The sequence below is a fragment of the Streptomyces sp. 7R007 genome (assembly GCF_054850255.1).
The window spans coordinates 153,200-171,510 of sequence record NZ_JBTWMV010000002.1 but is presented as its reverse complement, the minus strand read 5'-3'; the positions used below and the strand labels follow the sequence as shown (position 1 = coordinate 171,510).

Annotated in this window: 11 protein-coding genes; 6 read left to right on the top strand and 5 right to left on the bottom strand. The window is 73.9% G+C overall.

Annotated features, from left to right (window positions below; all coding sequences use genetic code 11):
- Positions 1-38 precede the first annotated feature (38 nt).
- Positions 39-1,379 (top strand): FAD-dependent oxidoreductase, encoded by a 1,341-nt coding sequence (locus tag ACYF6T_RS04045; protein ID WP_461693438.1) that lies wholly within the window; start codon positions 39-41, stop codon positions 1,377-1,379.
- 126 nt (positions 1,380-1,505) lie between these two features.
- Positions 1,506-2,885, top strand: a complete 1,380-nt coding sequence (locus tag ACYF6T_RS04040) for a nucleobase:cation symporter-2 family protein (protein WP_461693436.1) — start codon at positions 1,506-1,508, stop codon at positions 2,883-2,885.
- On the opposite strand, the gene ACYF6T_RS04035 is transcribed toward ACYF6T_RS04040, so the two are convergent.
- The 4 genes from ACYF6T_RS04035 to ACYF6T_RS04020 form a co-directional block, all read right to left on the bottom strand.
- Positions 2,855-4,300 carry a peptidoglycan-binding protein gene (locus tag ACYF6T_RS04035; RefSeq protein ID WP_461693435.1) on the bottom strand — a complete coding sequence of 482 codons (1,446 nt, stop codon included), beginning with the start codon at positions 4,298-4,300 and terminating at the stop codon, positions 2,855-2,857. The two genes, ACYF6T_RS04040 and ACYF6T_RS04035, sit on opposite strands and share 31 nt — an antisense overlap.
- Positions 4,301-4,590: 290 nt before the next feature.
- Positions 4,591-8,910, bottom strand: a complete 4,320-nt coding sequence (locus tag ACYF6T_RS04030) for an HAD-IC family P-type ATPase (RefSeq protein ID WP_461693433.1) — start codon at positions 8,908-8,910, stop codon at positions 4,591-4,593.
- A gap of 8 nt (positions 8,911-8,918) precedes the next feature.
- Complete coding sequence (locus tag ACYF6T_RS04025) at positions 8,919-10,100, bottom strand: hypothetical protein (protein ID WP_461693431.1); 1,182 nt, start codon at positions 10,098-10,100, stop codon at positions 8,919-8,921.
- A 63-nt stretch (positions 10,101-10,163) separates the two neighbouring features.
- On the bottom strand, positions 10,164-11,477 hold the full coding sequence (locus tag ACYF6T_RS04020; protein WP_461693430.1) for an extracellular catalytic domain type 1 short-chain-length polyhydroxyalkanoate depolymerase: 1,314 nt from the start codon (positions 11,475-11,477) through the stop codon (positions 10,164-10,166).
- A 319-nt stretch (positions 11,478-11,796) separates the two neighbouring features.
- Between ACYF6T_RS04020 and ACYF6T_RS04015 the strand changes: the two genes are divergently transcribed.
- Together ACYF6T_RS04015 and ACYF6T_RS04010 are read left to right on the top strand one after the other, a co-directional pair.
- A complete protein-coding gene (locus ACYF6T_RS04015; RefSeq protein ID WP_461693428.1) occupies positions 11,797-12,777 on the top strand; it encodes a pectate lyase family protein in 981 nt (326 codons plus the stop codon).
- A gap of 32 nt (positions 12,778-12,809) precedes the next feature.
- Positions 12,810-13,613: a pectate lyase gene (locus ACYF6T_RS04010; RefSeq protein WP_461693427.1), complete on the top strand. Its 804-nt coding sequence runs from the start codon at positions 12,810-12,812 to the stop codon at positions 13,611-13,613.
- A gap of 64 nt (positions 13,614-13,677) precedes the next feature.
- Here ACYF6T_RS04010 and ACYF6T_RS04005 read toward each other — a convergent pair whose 3' ends face one another.
- Positions 13,678-14,421 (bottom strand): PaaX family transcriptional regulator C-terminal domain-containing protein, encoded by a 744-nt coding sequence (locus ACYF6T_RS04005; protein ID WP_461693712.1) that lies wholly within the window; start codon positions 14,419-14,421, stop codon positions 13,678-13,680.
- A 71-nt stretch (positions 14,422-14,492) separates the two neighbouring features.
- Here ACYF6T_RS04005 and ACYF6T_RS04000 point away from each other — a divergent pair, with 71 nt between their 5' ends.
- On the top strand, positions 14,493-16,154 hold the full coding sequence (locus ACYF6T_RS04000) for an acyl-CoA dehydrogenase family protein (RefSeq protein ID WP_461693426.1): 1,662 nt from the start codon (positions 14,493-14,495) through the stop codon (positions 16,152-16,154).
- Positions 16,155-16,260: 106 nt separating this feature from the next.
- Positions 16,261-18,276: a HEAT repeat domain-containing protein gene (locus ACYF6T_RS03995; RefSeq protein WP_461693424.1), complete on the top strand. Its 2,016-nt coding sequence runs from the start codon at positions 16,261-16,263 to the stop codon at positions 18,274-18,276.
- Positions 18,277-18,311 lie beyond the last annotated feature (35 nt).

Genomic DNA, 18,311 nt, shown 5'->3' with positions numbered 1-18,311 from the left:
GGAGGCGTCAGTAAATTCAACAGGTAAGGAGTTCTGCCGTGCTGCATGTCGCCGTCGTCGGCTCCGGGCCGAGCGGGGTCTACACCGCCCAGAGCCTCGTCCAGCAGGACTCCGGGGTCCTCGTCGACGTCCTGGACCGGCTGCCGTGCCCCTACGGTCTGGTGCGGTACGGGGTGGCGCCGGACCACGAGAAGATCAAGTCCCTCCAGGGCAACCTGCGCAAGGTCCTGGAACACGAGCGGGTGCGCTTCCTCGGCGGCGTCCAGATCGGCCCGGGCGGGCTGCCGGTCGCGCGGCTGCGGGAGCTGTACCACGCGGTGGTGTACTGCGTGGGCGCCGCCACCGACCGCCACCTCGGCATCCCCGGCGAGGACCTGCCGGGCAGCTGGTCGGCGACGCAGTTCGTGTCCTGGTACAGCGCCCATCCGGACGCGGCCGACGACGGTTTCGTACGGGACGCCCGGTCGGCGGTGGTCATCGGCGTCGGGAACGTCGCGGTGGACGTGGCGCGCATGCTGGCGCGCGGCACGGCGGAGCTGAGCGCCACCGACGTACCGCAGGCGGCGCTGGCCGCGCTCGCCGCCAGCAAGGTGGCCGACATCCACATGGTCGGCCGGCGCGGCCCGTCGCAGGCCCGCTTCACCACCAAGGAGCTGCGCGAGCTGGGCACGCTGCCGGACACCGAAGTGGTCGTCGACCCGCGGGAGTTGGAGCTGGACCCGGGCTACCTGGACCCGTCGGAGCTGCCCGGCACCCAGCGCCGCAACGTGGAGGTGCTGCACACCTGGGCCGAGACGCCCTCGCGGGGAGCCGGGCGCCGGATCCACCCGCGGTTCTTCCTGCGGCCCGTCGAACTGCTCGCCGAGGGCGGGCGCGTGGGCGCGGTCCGCTTCGAGCGGACGGTGCCGGACGAGCGGGGCGGAGTGACGGGCACGGGCCGGTACGAGGAGATCGAGGCGCAGTTGGTGCTGCGGTCGGTCGGCTACCGCGGAGTGCCGCTGGAGGGGCTGCCGTTCGATCCGGCGAGCGGGACGGTGCCGAACACGGCCGGGCGCGTGGTGCGCGAAGACGGCGCCGGGACCGGCGAGTACGTGGCCGGCTGGATCAAGCGGGGCCCGAACGGGGTGATCGGCACCAACCGGCCCGACGGCAAGGAGACGGCCACCTCGCTGCTGGAGGACGCCCCCGAACTGGCCCGGCGGAGCGTGCCGGAGGACGTGGTGCCGGTGCTGCGGGCGGCGGGCATCGAGCCGGTGCCGTGGGCCGGATGGCTGGCGATCGAGCAGGCGGAGGCGGCTCTCGGGGCCTCGCTCGGGCGGAACGTGGTCAAGCTGGCCGACTGGGACTCGCTGATGACGGCGGCGCGGATGGCCTCGTAGCGGAGTCGGGCGCGTCCGGGTGGGCAGGACACCCAGCGGAAACACCGCGGACATCAACAAACTGTTCAAGACCCTTACGGTCTCGTGCTGTTCGGATGTCACCCCCGTCCCCGCTCTGGAGTGCCCATGACGACCGCGCCCGTCCATCCCGTCGACGAGGTCCCGCCCGTCCGACACCTGGCCGCCTTCGGTCTGCAGCACGTGCTCGCGATGTACGCGGGCGCGGTCGCGGTTCCGCTCATCGTCGGCGGCGCGATGAAGCTGTCCCCCGCGGACCTGGCGTATCTGATCACCGCCGACCTGCTGGTGTGCGGCATCGCCACGCTCATCCAGTGCGTGGGCTTCTGGCGGTTCGGCGTACGGCTGCCGATCATGCAGGGCTGTACGTTCGCGGCCGTGTCGCCGATGGTGCTGATCGGGACGACGGGCGGCGGACTGCCCGCTATCTACGGCTCGGTGATCGTCGCCGGGCTGGCGATCATGCTGCTGGCACCGGTGTTCGGGAAGCTGCTGCGGTTCTTCCCGCCGCTGGTGACCGGGACCGTCATCCTCGTCATCGGCGTCTCGCTGCTGCCGGTCGCCGGCAACTGGGCCGCCGGCGGCGCCGGTGCGAAGGACTTCGGGGAGCCGAGGAACCTGGCGCTGGCCCTCTTCGTGCTGCTGGTGGTGCTCGGCGTGCAGCGGTTCGCGCCGCCGTTCCTGAGCCGGATCGCGGTGCTGGTGGGCATCGCGGTGGGCCTCGCCGTGGCCGTGCCGTTCGGCTTCACGGACTTCGGCGGCGTCGGGGACGCCGACTGGGTCGGCATCAGCACGCCGTTCCACTTCGGGGCGCCCACCTTCGAGGCGTCGGCGATCATCTCGATGCTGGTGGTGGCGCTGGTGACGATGACCGAGACGACCGGCGACCTGATCGCGGTCGGCGAGATGACCGGCCGCAGGGTGCGGCCGCGGTCCCTCTCCGACGGCCTGCGCGCGGACGGTCTGTCCACCGTCCTGGGCGGCGTCTTCAACACCTTCCCCTACACGGCGTACGCGCAGAACGTGGGCCTCGTCGGCATGACCCGGGTGCGCAGCCGCTGGGTCGTCGCCGCGGCGGGCGGCATCCTCGTGCTGCTCGGCCTGCTGCCCAAGCTGGGCGCGGTGGTCGCGGCGATACCGGCGCCGGTGCTGGGCGGCGCCGGGCTGGTGATGTTCGGGACCGTGGCCGCCAGCGGCCTGCGGACCCTGGCCGAGGTGGACTTCCGGGGCAACGACAACCTGACGGTGGTGGCGGTGTCGGTGGCCATGGGGCTGCTGCCGGTGGGGGTGCCGACGGTCTACGCGAAGTTCCCGGACTGGTTCCAGACGGTCATGAACAGCGGCATCAGCGCGGGCTGCCTGACGGCGATCGTGCTGAACCTGCTCTTCAACCACCTGCCGTCCAGGGCGGGTTCGGACGCCGCCGCCCACGCGGACGGCGGCGTCGCGGACGTCGGTCAGCGCACCCGGATGAACAGCACGTCGTAACTGCTCGCCGTGGTCCGGGTCTTGACGAACACCCCGTCGGACGACCCGCCGTTGGGATCGGAGGTGTTGCCCTCGACGGTGGTGAAGCTGGAGCCGCCGCTCACCGTTCTGACGATGCCGATGTGCTCGTTGCCGCCGGTGTAGTCGTTGCCGCCGTCCCAGTCGAAGGCCACGATGTCGCCCGGCTGCGGGTTCGTCGTCACCGAGAGGTGGTAGTTGCCGGCCCGGGCCTGGTTGACCCAGTGCGAGACCCACGTGCTGCGGTAGGAGGTGGCCCCGGTCTGCTGGGCCACCCAGCTCACGAAGGTCGCGCACCAGGCGTAGTTGCGGGTGGACAGGGACACGCCCACGGCCGCCCCGTAGCTGTTCGCCCGGGCGCTGCCCTCCAGCGTGCCCGCCTCGGCGGAGGCCACGTCGACGATCTTGCCGTATCCCCCGCCGGGCGGGGGCGAGGTCGGCGGGGTGACCGCACCGTACAGGGCGGCCTTGGTGTTCGGCCCGACCTGGCCGTCGACCGACAGGCCCTTCTCGGCCTGGAAGTCCCGCACCGCGCTGTAGGTCAGCGGTCCGAAGTCGCCGTCGACGGCGAGGTCGGCTCCGTGGTGGTTGAGCAGGCTCTGCAGCTCGGTGACACAGCCGCCGCGCTGGCCCTGCACGATGTTGGCCGGACACGAGGAGGAGTTCAGGTTGACGGGCGCCGGTGCGCCGCTGCCGCCGCCGGTGCTGATGTTCGAGTACAGCGCGGCCTTGGTGTTCGGGCCGACCTGGCCGTCGACCGACAGGCCCGCCGAGGACTGGAAGGACTTCACGGCCGCCAGGGTCAGCGGGCCGAAGTCGCCGTCCACGCTGAGGTGTTGTCCCTTGCCGTTGAGCAGGGCCTGCAGCGTCGCGACGCAGCCGCCGCTCTGTCCCTCCACGATGTTCGACGGGCAGGACGCCGAGCGCAGGTCCAGTGCGGTGGAGGCCGACTCGTCGGTGTCGTAGAGCGTCCGCTTGGTGTTGGTGCCGACCTGGCCGTCGACCGTGAGGCCGTGCGCGGACTGGAAGCCGCGGACCGCGCTGTCCGTCGCGGGCCCGAAATCGCCGTCCACGACGATCGAGTAACCGAAGTGACGCAGCAGCCGCTGCAGTTCGCTGACGCAGCCGCCCTTGTCGCCCTGGACGATGTTCGCCGGGCACGAGGAGGAGGTGAGGTTGACCGGCGCGGGGGCCGAACCGCCGGTCGCGTACAGCTTGGCCTTGGTCTGGGGGCCGACCTGTCCGTCCACCGCGATCGCGACGGAGGACTGGTACTCGCGCACCGCGTAGAGCGTCCTGGCCCCGAACTCGCCGTCCACCACCAGGCCGGCGCCGTGGGCGTTGAGCAGGTTCTGCAACTCCGTGACGCAGCCGCTCGTCTGACCCTGCTCGATCACGCCGGGGCAGGACGAGGAGGTCAGTCTGATCGGCGCGGGCGCGGCCGACGCCGGCCCCGCACCGACCAGCACGCCCGCGGCCAGAAGCCCTGCCGTGGCGGCGAGAACGCCGGCTCTGGCTCTCCAGCCCGGTCTTTCACGGTGCGCACGCGTCGAACTCGTCTTCATAATCCGGTCCCCCCGTAACGGAGTTGATGTCGTACCTCGTGATCGCACTGGTGTTCCGCGCACGACGGTGACAGTTCCCGCTCGGGCGCACAATGCGGACCGCGCGACTGGCTTGATTTCCCCTAGGAGGACGCGGACGGGGACGGGCGGGCGTCCGGCCGTATCGTGCGGGCCACCCGGACCACCGTCTCCTCCAGCCGGGGCAGGGCCCGTTGACCGGTGAGCGCGAGGGTGATCGCGCCGGCCACGCCCGCCCAGGCGAACGGGCCCAGCGGAGTGCAGCCGAACAGGTGGCTGGGACCGGGCAGTTGGATCAGCAGGACGAGGGCCGCCGCGGAGCCGAGGGCGGTGGCGCGGACCAGCGGGCTGTCGCGCCGGTCCGCCAGGGTCTGGGCGAGCTGGGTGCCGACGACCGCGCACAGGGCCATGGTGGTGGAGCGGCGCGCGGTGCCGGGGGTGAAGCGGCCGAAGAGCCAGGCCGCCGTCGCGCCCAGGCAGGTGGTCAGGGCGCGGTGGCGGATCTGTTCCAGCAGCGGGGTGCCCAGCAGGGACGTGCCCAGCGGCCCGTCCTCGTGCTCCTCGCCCTCGGCGTCCTTCTTCGGGGTGACGGCCACGGCCATGGCCGGGAACAGGTCGGTGAACAGGTTCACCAGCAGCATCTGCCGGGTGGACAGCGGCGCGCGTCCGCCCAGCAGCGTGCCCAGGATGCCGAAGCCGACCTCGCCCGCGTTGCCGCCGATCAGGATCGCGATCGCGTCGGCGACGCTGTGCCACAGGGCACGCCCCTCGTGCACCGCCTCGACGAGCACGGTGAGGTCGTCGTCGGTCAGGACGATGTCGGCGGCGTTGCGGGCGGCGGCCGAGCCGCGGGCGCTGATGCCGACGCCGACGTCCGCGGTACGGATGGCGGCGGCGTCGTTGGCGCCGTCGCCGACCATGCCGACCACCCGGCCCGCCTCCCGCAGGGCCTCCACCACCTGGAGCTTCTGCTCCGGCGCGACCCGGGCCACCACGTCCGCGTCCCGCAGGATGCGCACCCGCTCGGACCGGTCGGCGGCGGCCAGTTCGTCGCCGGTGACCACCTCGGTGTCCTCGGGCCAGCCCAGTTCGAGGGCGATCGCCCGCGCGGTCTGCGGGTGGTCGCCGGTCAGCATCACCGGACGCACACCCGCCTCGCGCAGCCCGTGCACGAGGTCGGTGGCCGTCTCGCGCGGCGCGTCGGCGAGCGCGACCAGGCCGGTGAACCGCAGTCCCTCCAGGGGCCGTTCGAGGACGTCGGCACCCTTCTCGCCGTCGTCCAGGACGCGTTCGGCGACCGCCAGCACGCGCAGTCCGTCGCGGGCCAGTTCATGGGCGGCGGCGGAGGCCGCCTCGGGCAGGTCGGCGCAGGCGGGCAGGATGGTCTCCGGCGCGCCCTTGGCCACGAACCGCCGTGTGCCGTCGGCCTCCTGGCCCACCGCGGCGGCGTAACCGCGGGCGGCCTCGAAGGGCCGCGCCTCGGTCTGCTCCCACTCCGGGTCCTCGCCGGCGGCGGCCAGCACGGCCTCGTCGGTGGCGTGCACGGGCTTGTCGGAGTCCCCGTTCAGCTGCGGGCAGGCCCGCGCCGCGATCCGCAGCGTCGTCGTGTCGGCGGCCTCCTCCCGGGACCGGGCGGTGCCGTCGGCGTCGGTGACGCGGACCAGGCGCAGCCGGTTCTCCGTGAGGGTGCCCGTCTTGTCGAAGCAGACCGTGTCCATGCGGCCCAGCGCCTCCAGCGTGCGCGGGGCGCGGACCAGGACGCCACGGTGGCTGAGCCGGCGGGCGGCCGCCAGCTGCGCCACGGTGGCCACCAGGGGCAGCCCTTCGGGTACGGCGGCCACGGCCAGGGCGACGCCGCCGCTGACGGCCTCCCGGATGGGCGTGCCGCGCAGCAGCGACAGACCGGTCACCGCGGCGCCGCCGGCCAGGGTCAGCGGCAGGGCCTTGCGGGTGATCTCCTGCAGCCGCGCTTGGACTCCCGCGGCCGGCGGGCGGCGGGCGGCGAGATGGACGGCCCGGGCCGCCTCCGTGCGCTCGCCGGTCTCCACCACGACCGCGCGGGCGTTCCCGGCGACCACGGTCGTGCCCTCGAAGACCATGCAGCGCCGCTCGGCGACGGGGGCGCGCGGGGTCGGCTCGGTCTGCTTGTCGACGGGCAACGACTCGCCGGTCAGCGCGGACTCGTCGACCTCCAGGCCGTCGGCCCACAGCAGCCGTGCGTCGGCCGGTACGACGTCGTCGGCCTTGAGCTCGATCACGTCCCCCGGGTGCAGCTTGGCGGCGTCCACCGTGCGCGGCTCCCGGCCCTCGTCCTCGGGCACCCTACGGGCCTTCTGCTTCTGTTCGGCGAGCAGTCCGGCCAGCGCGCGCTCGGCCCGCAGCCGCTGGATGCCCCCGACCAGGGCGTTGAGATCGAGCGCGCCGACGACCAGCAGGGCGTCCGCCGCGGAGCCGAGGATGGCCTCGGCGGCCGAGCCGACGGCGAGGACGGGCGTGAGCGGGTCGTCGAGTTCGTGGCGTACGGCGAGGGCGAGCTGGACCGCCCAGCGCACCGGCGCCAGGGCGGGGACGCGACTTGCGGAGTCGGCGGCGCGGCGCACCCGGGTGAGCGCCTGGTCGAGGGCGCCGGGACGTTCCTGCGGCCGGTCCGCCAGCCGTGTGCGCGCCTCACGCGGGTGGAGGGCGTGCCAGGCCACGCGGGGCCGGGGGTGCGGAGGCCGGGCCGCCGCCACGGCGAGGGCCGTACGGGCACCGCCGAACAGGGCGACGGCGGCGCTGACGTCGACGGGCGCGTGCCGTCGCCCGGGAATCGGGGCGCGCCGGCCGCCGCGGGCCTCGCCGACCGCGACCAGCAGTCCGGACAGGGCGGCGCCGGACTTGGCGAGCGTCTGCGACCTGCGGCTGACGTCGCGGGCGGCCGGGACGGCGGTCAGCAGCCGCCACACGTCCTCCAGCCCGCCCGGAGCGAGCACGTCCGCGCTCCACACCACCGGGGCGTCGCCGTCCGCGAGGGCCACGGCCACATCGCCGGCCAGCAGCCCGGACAGCACCTCGCCGGAGTCGGCCGCGTCGGGGCGGGCGACCGTCAGGACACCGCCGCGCTCGCGCAGGGCGTCCACGGCCTCGCGCAGCGGCCGGTCGGCTGCGATCACGTGGTCGGCGAGGCTGGTGAAGTCCGCCAGGGCCGGGTCGTCGACCAGCACGACGCGCAGTCCGGCGCTGCGGGCCGCGTCCAGCAGCGGCTCGGCCCACGGATCGGCGCCGTCGCCCGGACAGCGCAGGGCGCTGGGGTGCAGCAGCACCGACTCGACCGTCTCCAGCTGCCGCAGCCGCTCGGTGTCGCGTACGAGGATGCCGGTGCGGGACAGGGCGCAGGCCAGGACGGCGTTGTAGGTGGCGGGGCCGTAGCGCGCGGCCTTGGGCGAGCCGGCGAGGACGGCCTCGGCCGCTTCGGCCACGTTGTGCTTGACCAGCAGCGCGGCGGCGGCGCCCAGGACGCTGCCGGTGCCCGCGGAGGTGGCGTACTCCTGGGCCGGGGAGCTGCGCAGCGGGGGTCGCTCGCCGGTGTGGGCCGGGGCGTCGGGGCGGCCGGGGACGCACAGCCGATCGTGCACGGCGTCGAAGGCCGCGGCGCGTGCCACGGTCTCCGCCAGCTGGCCGGCGCGCAGGGCGCCGTCCAGCAGCAGGGCGGTGGGGGTCTGTCCCGAGCCGTGGGCGACCGCGTTCGCGGCGGCGAGCAGCAGGTCCGTACGGGAGCGGCCGTAGCGCTCGGTCAGCAGGCGGCGGAAACGCGGGTTCTCGCGCAGCAAGGTCACCAGTGCCGTCACCAGGCGCGGTGAGGGCGGGATGCGCAGGGCGTATCCCGCCAGCGCGGCCGTGACGCCGAAGGCGTCGGCGAGCAGGGCCGCCGTGGCCGTGCGGACGCCGGCCGGGTCGGCCGGGTGCGGGAACTCCTCGATCGCCTGGTCGGCGGCGCCCAGACCGTGCTCCTGCGCGAGGGTGGTCGCGCGCTCGTAGACGCGGTCGGTGACGGCGTCCTCGGTCGCGGCGACCACCAGCCGGGCCAGTCCGCCGTCCCAGTAGGCGTAGGCGACGTCCGGGCGTTCGGCCAGGGCCTTCGCCACCCGCCGTGCCACCTGCTCCAGCCCACCCGCCCGCCGTACGCGGTCCGTCTCGGCGGGCCGCAGCGCGAGATGCGCCCGCCGGCCGGAACGCCAGTCGCGGGGGCCGCCCGGCAGCGCGTGCCGGGCGACCCGCGCGACCCTGACCGCGGCGTCCGCTCCGCGTACACCGGCCCTCGCGGTGCCGACCGCCGCACCGGCGGCCATCCCCACGGCGGGCGCGGCGCCGCGCGCCAGCAACCGGGGCCCGGCCAGCGCGAGACCGGCCGCGGCCGCGGGTACCTTCAGCAGTCCCAGTGCCATGGCCGACCTCAGAGGGTCCCGCGGCCACGCCGCGAGCTCGAACCGGTCGCGCCACCCGGCGACGCCACCACCGACGCCTCACTCCGCGAGGGCATGTCCGTGGGCTTGGCCTGCACATGCTCGTGCGCCGCGCTGCCACCACCCGCCGTGCCCCGGGACGCCGCGCCAGCAGCCTCGGCACCGGATCCGGCGCCGGCCGCCTTGCCGTGGGCCGCCGAGTCAGCGGCCTTCACGCCGGATCCAGCACCGGTCGCCTTGCCGTGGGCCGCCGACTCAGCAGCCTTCGCACCGGGTTCCGCATCGGTCGCCTTGCCGTGGGACGAGCCAGCGATCTTCGCACCGGGTCCCGCGTCGGTCACCCTGCTGTGGGACGAGCCAGCGGCCTTCGCGCCGGACGCCGTGCCGGTCGCCCTCGTGCCGGACCCCGCGTCCGTCGCCTCGGCCTGCGACGCCGTGTCTGCCGCCTTCGCGCCGGACTCTGCGCCGCCGGCCTTGGCACCGGGCCCGGTCTCCGCGGCCTTCGCGCCGGGTCCGGCCTCGGTCGCCTTGGCCTGTGACGCCGTGTCGGCCGCCTTCGCGCGGGCCCCTGTGCCGCCGGCCTTCGTGCCGGACCCCGCGTCCGTAACAGCCTGCGCACCCGATTCCGTGTCCGCCGCCTTGGTCTGTGCACCCGGGTGCGTGGTCTTCGCGCCGGATGCCGTGTCCATCCCCTCGGTCTGCGACCCCACGTCCTGGGCCTTCGCGCCGGGCCCCTTGTCGGTGGCCCTCGCGCGCGTCCCCGTCCCGCCGGTCCTCGTCCGGGACCCCGTGGTCTTGGTCGGTGACGTCGCCGACTCCGTCGGCTTGCTCTGGCCCGCGCGGGTCGTGACGGTCCTGGTCTTCGCCGTGGCCCTCTTCGCCTCGGCCGCGTCGTCCGGGCCGTCCGTTCGCTCACCGGGCTTCGGCTGGGTCAGCCACGCCACGGCCGCCCCCGTGATCGCGACCGGCCACTCCACGACGCCCGCGACACCGAGGACGCCCGCCCCGGTGTACACGGCCAGCCGCCGGCCGCGCGGCGACAGCGCTCCGACCTTGTCGAGCGTGCTCCCGGCCGCCCTGCCGACGAGTCCCGCGCCGGGCACCCTGCGCAGGACCGACACGGTGCTGCGCAGCGGCTCCGGCAGGTCGGATGTGGACTTCTGCCCTGCCATGACGTGCTCGCCTCCCGAGCTGATCCGGATTCCGGGTCAGCCGGGTTCCCGGGAAGCGGGGTGTCAACCGGTCGAACAGGCGGTTCCGTTGAGGGTGAAGCCGGACGGGGGTCCGCTGTCGCCCGTGTGGGTGGCCTGGTAGCCGATGCTGACGCTCGCGTTCGGTGCCAGCGTGGCGTTGTACGAGGCGTTGGTGGCCGTCACCGTGCCGGAGGACGGGGTGTACGCGGCGTTCCAGCCGTTGGTGAGGGTCTGCCCGGCGGGCAGGGTGAAGGCGAGCTGCCAGCCGTTGACCTGTGCCGTTCCGGTGTTGGTGATCGTGAGGGTGGCGGTCAGTCCGGTGTTCCAGGCGTTGGTGGTGGCCGTCACCCTGCAGGCGCCGGCCGGCGGCGGGGGCGCGGTGCCGCCCGCGTCCAGGCCGAAGAAGGTGAGGGCGCGGGAGGCCATGCCCCAGCTGTACAGGTTGTGGCCGACGCCCTGGAGGCTGATCGCCTCGACGGGGGCCTGGTCACCGGTGGAGCCGTAGCGGGTGCGGGTCCAGCCGGAGGCGGGCGAGTCCGTGGCGGCCGGGGTCTGGCCGACCCCCAGGACGTTCGTCCACTGTTTGATCTCCTCGCCGAAGTTCACGTAGCTCAGCGTGGTGTCCGCGGTGCCGTGCCACAGCTGCATGCGCGGCCGGTGCCCGGTGTAGCCGGGGTAGGCGGCGCGGACCAGGTCACCCCATTGCTGCGGCGTGTGGGTGACGGTGCCGGTCGCGCAGGCGGTGTTCCACTCGGAGCCGTCGGCGGTGGCGAAGCAGCCGAACGGCACGCCGGAGAAGGCGGCGCCCGCGGCGAACACGTCGGGGTAGTCGCCGAGCAGGACGTTCGTCATCATCGCGCCGGAGGAGATGCCGGTGGCGAAGATCTTCGTGGTGTCGGCGTCGTAGGTGCGCACCACCCAGTCGACCATCGACTTGATGCCGACCGGGTCGCTGCCGCCGTCCCGTTTGAGGGCCTGCGGCGAGGAGACGTCGAAGCACTTGCTGGCGCGGGTGACGGACGGGTAGACCACGACGAACCCGTACTGGTCGGCGAGCGAGGCCCACTCGGTGCCCGAGTACATGGCCGGCCCTGAGCCGGTGCAGTAGTGCACGGCGACCACGACCGGCGGGTGGGCGACGACGCTGTCCGGCACGTACAGGTACATCTGCAGGTTGCTGGGGTTGGTGCCGAAGCCGGTGACCTCGGTGAGCGTGGCGGTGGGCACCTCGGCGCGGGCGGCGGCGGCCGGTGCGGTGAGGACGGTGGCCGCGAGCAACGGCACCAGGGCCGCGAGGAGCGCCACGAGGACCGAGCGCAGCGGTCTCCGCGAGGTGGTGCGGGTGGGGGTGGACACGTGTGTGCTCCCTTCTCGGAGTTGAGCGGGTCAACGGGCCGAGCTGACCGCATCGTGGCATGGACACGACGCCCATGGAAGCGCTCCCACGACTCGTTCGAGAAAGCCCTTGCCGTTGAGCAGGACAGACGAATGTGTTTTGCGCAAAGCGTTGACTAGAAAGCGCTTGCCCCCTACCTTCCGTTCAGCGGAGTGACCGACAGAACTCGGAGATCCCCCAGATCCCCCAATCCGCCGCTTCGGCATCGGCACGACGTACAGCATCACGCACAACGTTCACGTACCTGATCGGACAGCCCTCCGAAGGGACGCACCCCACATGCGCCTGCACCCCCCACGTACACACGCGCAAAGATCCACACTGGCGGCGGTCGCCACCGCCGCGCTCACCGCGGCGGCCCTCCTCGCCCTCCCCCACCAGGCCGGCGCCGCCGAGTCCTCGCCGGTCGGGTTCGGCGCCGGGACGATCGGCGGCGGCAGCGCCACCGCCGTCACCGTCTCGACGCTGGACGCCTTCAAGGCGGCCGTGACGGGAGACACGGCGAAGGTGGTCAAGGTCAACGGCCTGATCCCGCTGAGCGGTCAGGTCGACGTCGGGTCCAACACCACCGTCCTGGGCGTCGGTCCGTCGTCCGGGTTCACCGGTGGCGGCCTGCGGCTGAAGAAGGTCACGAACGTCGTCGTCCGCAACCTGAACATCAGCAAGCCGGTCGCACCGGCCGACGGCATCGAGGTGCAGGCCGCCACGAAGGTGTGGATCGACCACAACTCCTTCTCGGCCGACCGGGACCACGACAAGGACTACTACGACGGTCTGCTCGACATCAACCACGGGTCGGACCACGTCACGGTGTCCTGGAACACCTTCAAGGACCACTACAAGGGCTCGCTCGTCGGCCACAGCGACAACAACGCCGCGCAGGACACGGGCCATCTGCGGGTGACGTACCACCACAACTGGTTCGACAACGTCTACTCGCGCATCCCCAGCCTGCGCTTCGGCACCGGGCACTTCTACGACAACTACGTCGTCGGCGCCGAGACCGCCGTGCACTCGCGCATGGGCGCCCAGATGCTCGTCGAGAACAACGTGTTCCGCTCGACGAAGGTCGCCGTCACCACCAACCGGGACAGCGACGAGGACGGCTACGCCAACCTGACCGGCAACGACCTCGGCGGAGCCGCCACCGAGATCTCGCAGGTCGGGACGTTCACCAAGCCGCCCTACGGCTACACCGCCGAGCCCGCCTCGTCCGTCGTCGCCTCGGTGACGTCCGGCGCGGGCGCCGGAAAGATCTGACCAGTCCCCCAACTGGAAGAAGGCATCGGGACATGACTTCACCAGCACTTCCGCGCGCCCGCGGGCGCGCACTGACCGGCAGCCTGGCCGCACTCGGCCTCAGCTCTGTCATGATCATGACGCTCGGGGCCCCGCCGGCCGGCGCCGCGACCTGGCCGACGGCGAGCGGCAGCCAGGCCGTGACGGCGACCATCAAGCTGTCGGGCACCAAGGACTACGGAATGCTGCGCCTGTACGGCAGTGGCGACCTCGGCACCGGCGGCCAGAGCGAGGACCAGGACCCGATCCTCGACCTCGCGGCCGGCACCGTCCTGAAGAACGTCATCATCGGCGCCCCGGCGGCGGACGGCATCCACTGCGAGGGCAGCTGCACCCTGCAGAACGTGTGGTGGGAGGACGTCGGCGAGGACGCGGCCACCTTCCGCGGCTCCTCGTCGTCGAACGTCTACACCGTCTCCGGCGGCGGGGCGAAGGAAGCCAGCGACAAGGTGTTCCAGTTCAACGGCGCCGGGACGCTCAACGTCTCCAACTTCGCGGTGCAGAACTTCGGCAAGCTGGTGCGCAGTTGCGGCAACTGCTCGACGCAGTACAAGCGCACCATCAACCTCAACACCATCGAGGCGACCTACAAGGGCACCGCGCTGGTCGGGATCAACACCAACTACGGTGACAGCGCGACCCTGAAGAACATCACGATCGTCGGGGACAGCAGCAAGAAGATCGTCCCGTGCCAGAAGTACATCGGCAACAACACGGGCGCGGAGCCGACGACGAACGGCAGCGGCCCGGACGGGACGTACTGCAAGTACTCCTCCTCGGACATCACCTACAAGTAGGCCCCCCACGGAGGATCCGGCCGTACGAAGCGCACCCGCACGGCGCTTCGTACGGCCGCCGTGTTCACGGGGCGAGCGATCCGGCGATCTCCCGCTGGTACCCGGTGTAGGCGGCGCGCAGGGCCTCGCCCGGCCAGTCGGCGGGCAGCAGTTCCGCCGGCAGGACGGGATCGGCGAGCAGATGGCGCACGACCGCCGCGAAGGCGGTGAAGCGGTCGGCCGGGCGGTCCGCCCGGGCCAGGTGGGCCAGCAGGGCGCGGGCGGTGGCGGCCCAGGCGTCGAGCGGCCACAGGTGCGCCGCGAGGTCACGGGCGGGACGCCCGGGGCGGGCGCTGTAGGTCTGGGCGACCGCCTCCAGGTCGTCCGGGACGGGCCGGCTGAGGTTGGCGGGGCGCAGCCAGACGCCCTCGCGGAGTTCGGCCAGCCGCAGGGCGGTCAACCGGGCGCGCAGGTCCGCCCGTTCGGCGGGGCCGCGGCCGGTGGCCGTGACGACCACCATCTCCCAGTCGCCCTCCCACGCGCGCGTGGCGGGCTCCACCGCGTCGTCCTGACGGCGCTGACGGGCCAGCAGGCGGTCGCTGAGCCCGTAGACGGTGTCCGTGCGGCGCAGGTCGCCGGCGGCGACCATCCGACTGAGCGCGGCCCTGAGGGTGGAGCCGCCGACCCCGAAGGGCTCCACCGCGCGGACCAGCTCCCTGACCGGGAGCTCCGGCGGGTGCACGCCCAGCAGCAGGCTCAGCACGACCGACCGCGCGGACAGCGGGCGCAGGTCCACCTCGCCGGGCTGCACTGACACGTTCATCCGCATGGGCACGTACTGTACGTGCGCCACGGTATTGCATCATTGCTGCGACCGCAGAAAAGGTGCAACATGGCGGCATGGTCCCGACACCCGCGCCGCCGCAGCCGCCGTACGCCACGCACGACGTCACCAACCAGCCCCCTCCCCTGGCGCCGTACGACGCCGCCGAGGACACCGCCCTGCTGGAGGGCGTGCGCCGGGAGGGCGCGGGCTGGGCAGAGGAGGGGCTCAGGCGGCTCGGCCTGCGGGCCGGCAGCGCGGAGGCGCAGGAGTGGGCCGAACTGGCCAACGCGCACGAGCCGGTGCTGCGCACGCACGACCGCTACGGCCACCGCGTGGACGAGGTGGACTTCCACCCCAGCTGGCATCACCTGATGCGGGCCGCGGTCGCCGAGGGACTGGCCGGCACGCCGTGGGCCGAGGACCGGCCGGGCGCCCATGTGGCCCGCACCGCCGGCGGGTTGGTGTGGGGGCACACGGAGGCCGGGCACGGCTGTCCGACGTCGATGACGTACGCGGCCGTCCCCGCGCTGCGCGCCCAGCCGGAGTTGGCGAAGGTCTACGAACCGCTGCTGACCAGCCGGGAGTACGAGCCGGGCCTGCGCGTGCCGACCGAGAAGCCCGGGCTGCTCGCCGGCATGGGGATGACGGAGAAGCAGGGCGGCTCCGACGTCCGCGCCAACACCACCGCCGCGACCCCGACCGCCGAGCCCGGCGTGTACACGCTGCGGGGGCACAAGTGGTTCACGTCGGCGCCGATGTGCGACGTGTTCCTGGTGCTGGCGCAGGCTCCGGGCGGGCTGTCCTGCTTCCTGGTGCCGCGGATCCTGCCGGACGGCACCCGCAACACCTTCCGCATCCAGCGCCTGAAGGACAAGCTGGGCAACCGCTCCAACGCCTCCTCCGAGCCGGAGTTCGACGGCACGGTGGCCTGGCTCGTCGGGCCCGAGGGCCGGGGCGTCAAGACGATCATCGAGATGGTCAACTGCACCCGGCTGGACTGCGTGATGATGTCGGCGGCGCTGATGCGCAAGACGCTCGTCGAGGCGGGCCATCACGTGCGTCACCGCAGCGCGTTCGGGGCACGCCTGATCGACCAGCCGCTGATGCGCAACGTCCTGGCCGACCTGGCGCTGGAGTCCGAGGCCGCGACGACGCTCACGCTGCGGCTGGCGGGGGCGGCCGACCGGGCGGTGCGCGGGGACACCGGGGAGGCGGCCTTCCGGCGGATCGCGACGGCCGTCGGCAAGTACTGGGTCACCAAGCGCGGCCCGGCCTTCACCGCGGAGGCCCTGGAGTGCCTCGGCGGCAACGGCTACGTGGAGGAGTCGGGCATGCCCCGGCACTACCGCGAGGCTCCCCTGCTGTCGATCTGGGAGGGCTCGGGCAACGTCAACGCCCTCGACGTGCTGCGGGCGCTGCGGCGCGAACCGGCCACCGCGCACGCCCTGTTCGACGAACTCGCCCTCGCCCGCGGCGCGGACGCCCGCCTGGACGCCGCCGTGGCCCGCCTGGAGAACCTGCTGGCCGCCGGGTCCGAGGCCGGTGCCCGCCGTCTGGTGGAGCTGATGGCGCTGGCCCTGCAGGGCTCCCTGCTGGTCCGGCACGCCCCGCCCGCCGTCGCCGACGCCTTCTGCGCCACCCGGCTGGGCGGCGACTGGGGGCACGCCTTCGGCACGCTGCCGGACGGCGCCGGCCTGGAGGCGATCCTGGAGCGCGCGCTGCCCGGCGCCGGGTGAATCGCACGCGCACAGACTCCGCACAGTAACGCCCCGGTTCCGCATCGTTGTCAGTGGCGTGGTGCAGACTCACCAGCAGTAGGCACTTCGTCTGGGGGAGGACAACGTGTTCACGGGGATCGACGCGGTCGACTGGGCCTCGCTGCGGCACGCGTACGGCAGCGCGGAGGACGTGCCCGGCCTGCTGCGCGGACTGGCCTCCGCGGACCCCGCCGAGCGGGAGGTCGCGCTCGACGGTATGTACGGCGCGGTGCACCACCAGGGCGACGTGTACGACTCGACGCTCGCCTGTCTTCCGTTCCTGTTCGCGCTGGTGGAGCACGAGGAGGTGCCGGACCGGGGCTGCATCGTGGAACTGCTGGTCAGCATCGGCAGCGAGGGCGAGCGTAGACGGGACGCGGACGGGGCGGGCGCCCGGGCCCACGCGGCGGTGCGGGCGGGCGGCGAGGTGTTCGTACGGCTGACGGGCGACGCGGACCACGGGGTGCGGCGGGCGTCCGCGGGCGCGCTGGTGCGGTTCGTGGACGAACCCGCGCGCGTGCTGGTGCTGTTACAGGAGCGGATCACCGTCGAGCGGGACGACCGGGTCCTGCTCGCGCTGACCGAGAGCCTGGGCCTGTTCGTACGGCGTCACCCCGCGCAGGCGTCGCGGGCGGTGGACCTCCTGGCGGCGCTGAGCGCGCGGCCGTACGAGCCGGGGCTGCGGCTGGCCGCGCTCGGCCAGCTCGCACAGTGTGCGCCCGACCGCCTCCCGGCCGGCCTGGTGCCCACCGTGGTGGAGCTGCTGCGGGACCGGTCCGAGCGGCGCCGCTCCTGCGGGCCGGGACGTCCCGGCCGCCCCGGCACGGACACGCTGGTCGGACGGCTGCGCCGCCTGCGGCCCTCGGACGAGGAGGGCTCGCAGCTGCTGCGCACCCTGCACGGCGGGCTCGGCGGCCGGGTGACCGACCGGATCGCCCTGCTGGTCGGGCAGTTGACGAGCCCGGACCCGACGGACCGGTGCAACGCGGTGTGGATGTCGGCGGGACTGTTTCGCGAGTGGCGGGCCGACTACCGCGAGCCCGTGGCGCTGATCGGCGCGCAACTGGCCGAGGACCAGGACCGGTTGCGGGACGCGGCGGTGTCGGTGCTGGGCGACCTGTTCGGCCTGGCCGCTCCGGCCGCCGACCACCTCGCCGCCTTGGTCTCGGCACGCCCGGATCTGTGGGTACGGCAGTGGGAGCGCGGGGCGCCGACGCTGGGCGGGCCGCTCAGGGCGCTGGCCCGGTGCGGGGACGCGCGGGCGACGCCGGTGCTGGCACAGGTCCTGGCCGGTGCGGTGGTCCCGGACGACCTCGCCCGGGTGGTCGCCCATCTGGGCCGGTCTGCGGCCCCGCTGGCGCCCGCCCTGCGCCGCCGGCTCGGTGCCGTGCCCCTCGACGCGCCCGAGCTGTTCGAGCGGTGCGTGCCGCTGCTGTCCGCACTGGCGGCACTGGGCGACGCCGAGGCGGTGCCGGAGGTGCTGCGGCTGGTGCGGGGGGTGCCGGACGGCCTTCGGCTGCGGGAGTCGGTCGTGGAGGCGGCGGTGCGGACGCTGGGTGCGCTCGGGTCGGCGGCGAGGGAGGCGGTACCGGCGCTGCGGGGACTGCTGGACGGCGAGTGCGGGGTCGCGGCGGCGGGGGCCCTGTGGGCGGTGGAGGGGGACGCTGCTGCCGTACTGCCCACCCTGACACGGCAGTTGGCGCACGGCGGCGCACAGGCCCGGCGATCGGCCGCCGACACACTGGCGCCGCTCGGCCCGGCCGCCGCCTCCGCCCTGCCCGGGCTGCGCCGCATGGCCGAGTCGGAGGACCTGTGGGAGCGGACGTCGGCCGCGTGCGCCCTGTGGCGGATCGGCGGGGAGCCCGATCCCGCGGTACGGCTGCTGCGGGCGGCCTGGGCGGCCAACCCGCACACGCGCCACCCCATCGCCGCGTGCGCCGCCGCCCTGGGCCCGGCGGGAACCCCCGTACACGATCTGCTGCGCGCGGAGCTCACCGCACCACGCCGTCATCTGGCCGCCACCGGTGGGCACGGCAGCCATGACGTGCTGCACGACGAGGAGCTGCTGCGAGCGTGCGGGGAGGCGGTGGCGGGCGGGTAGGCCCCCGCCGGACGGGCGGACACGCGCCTGGCCGC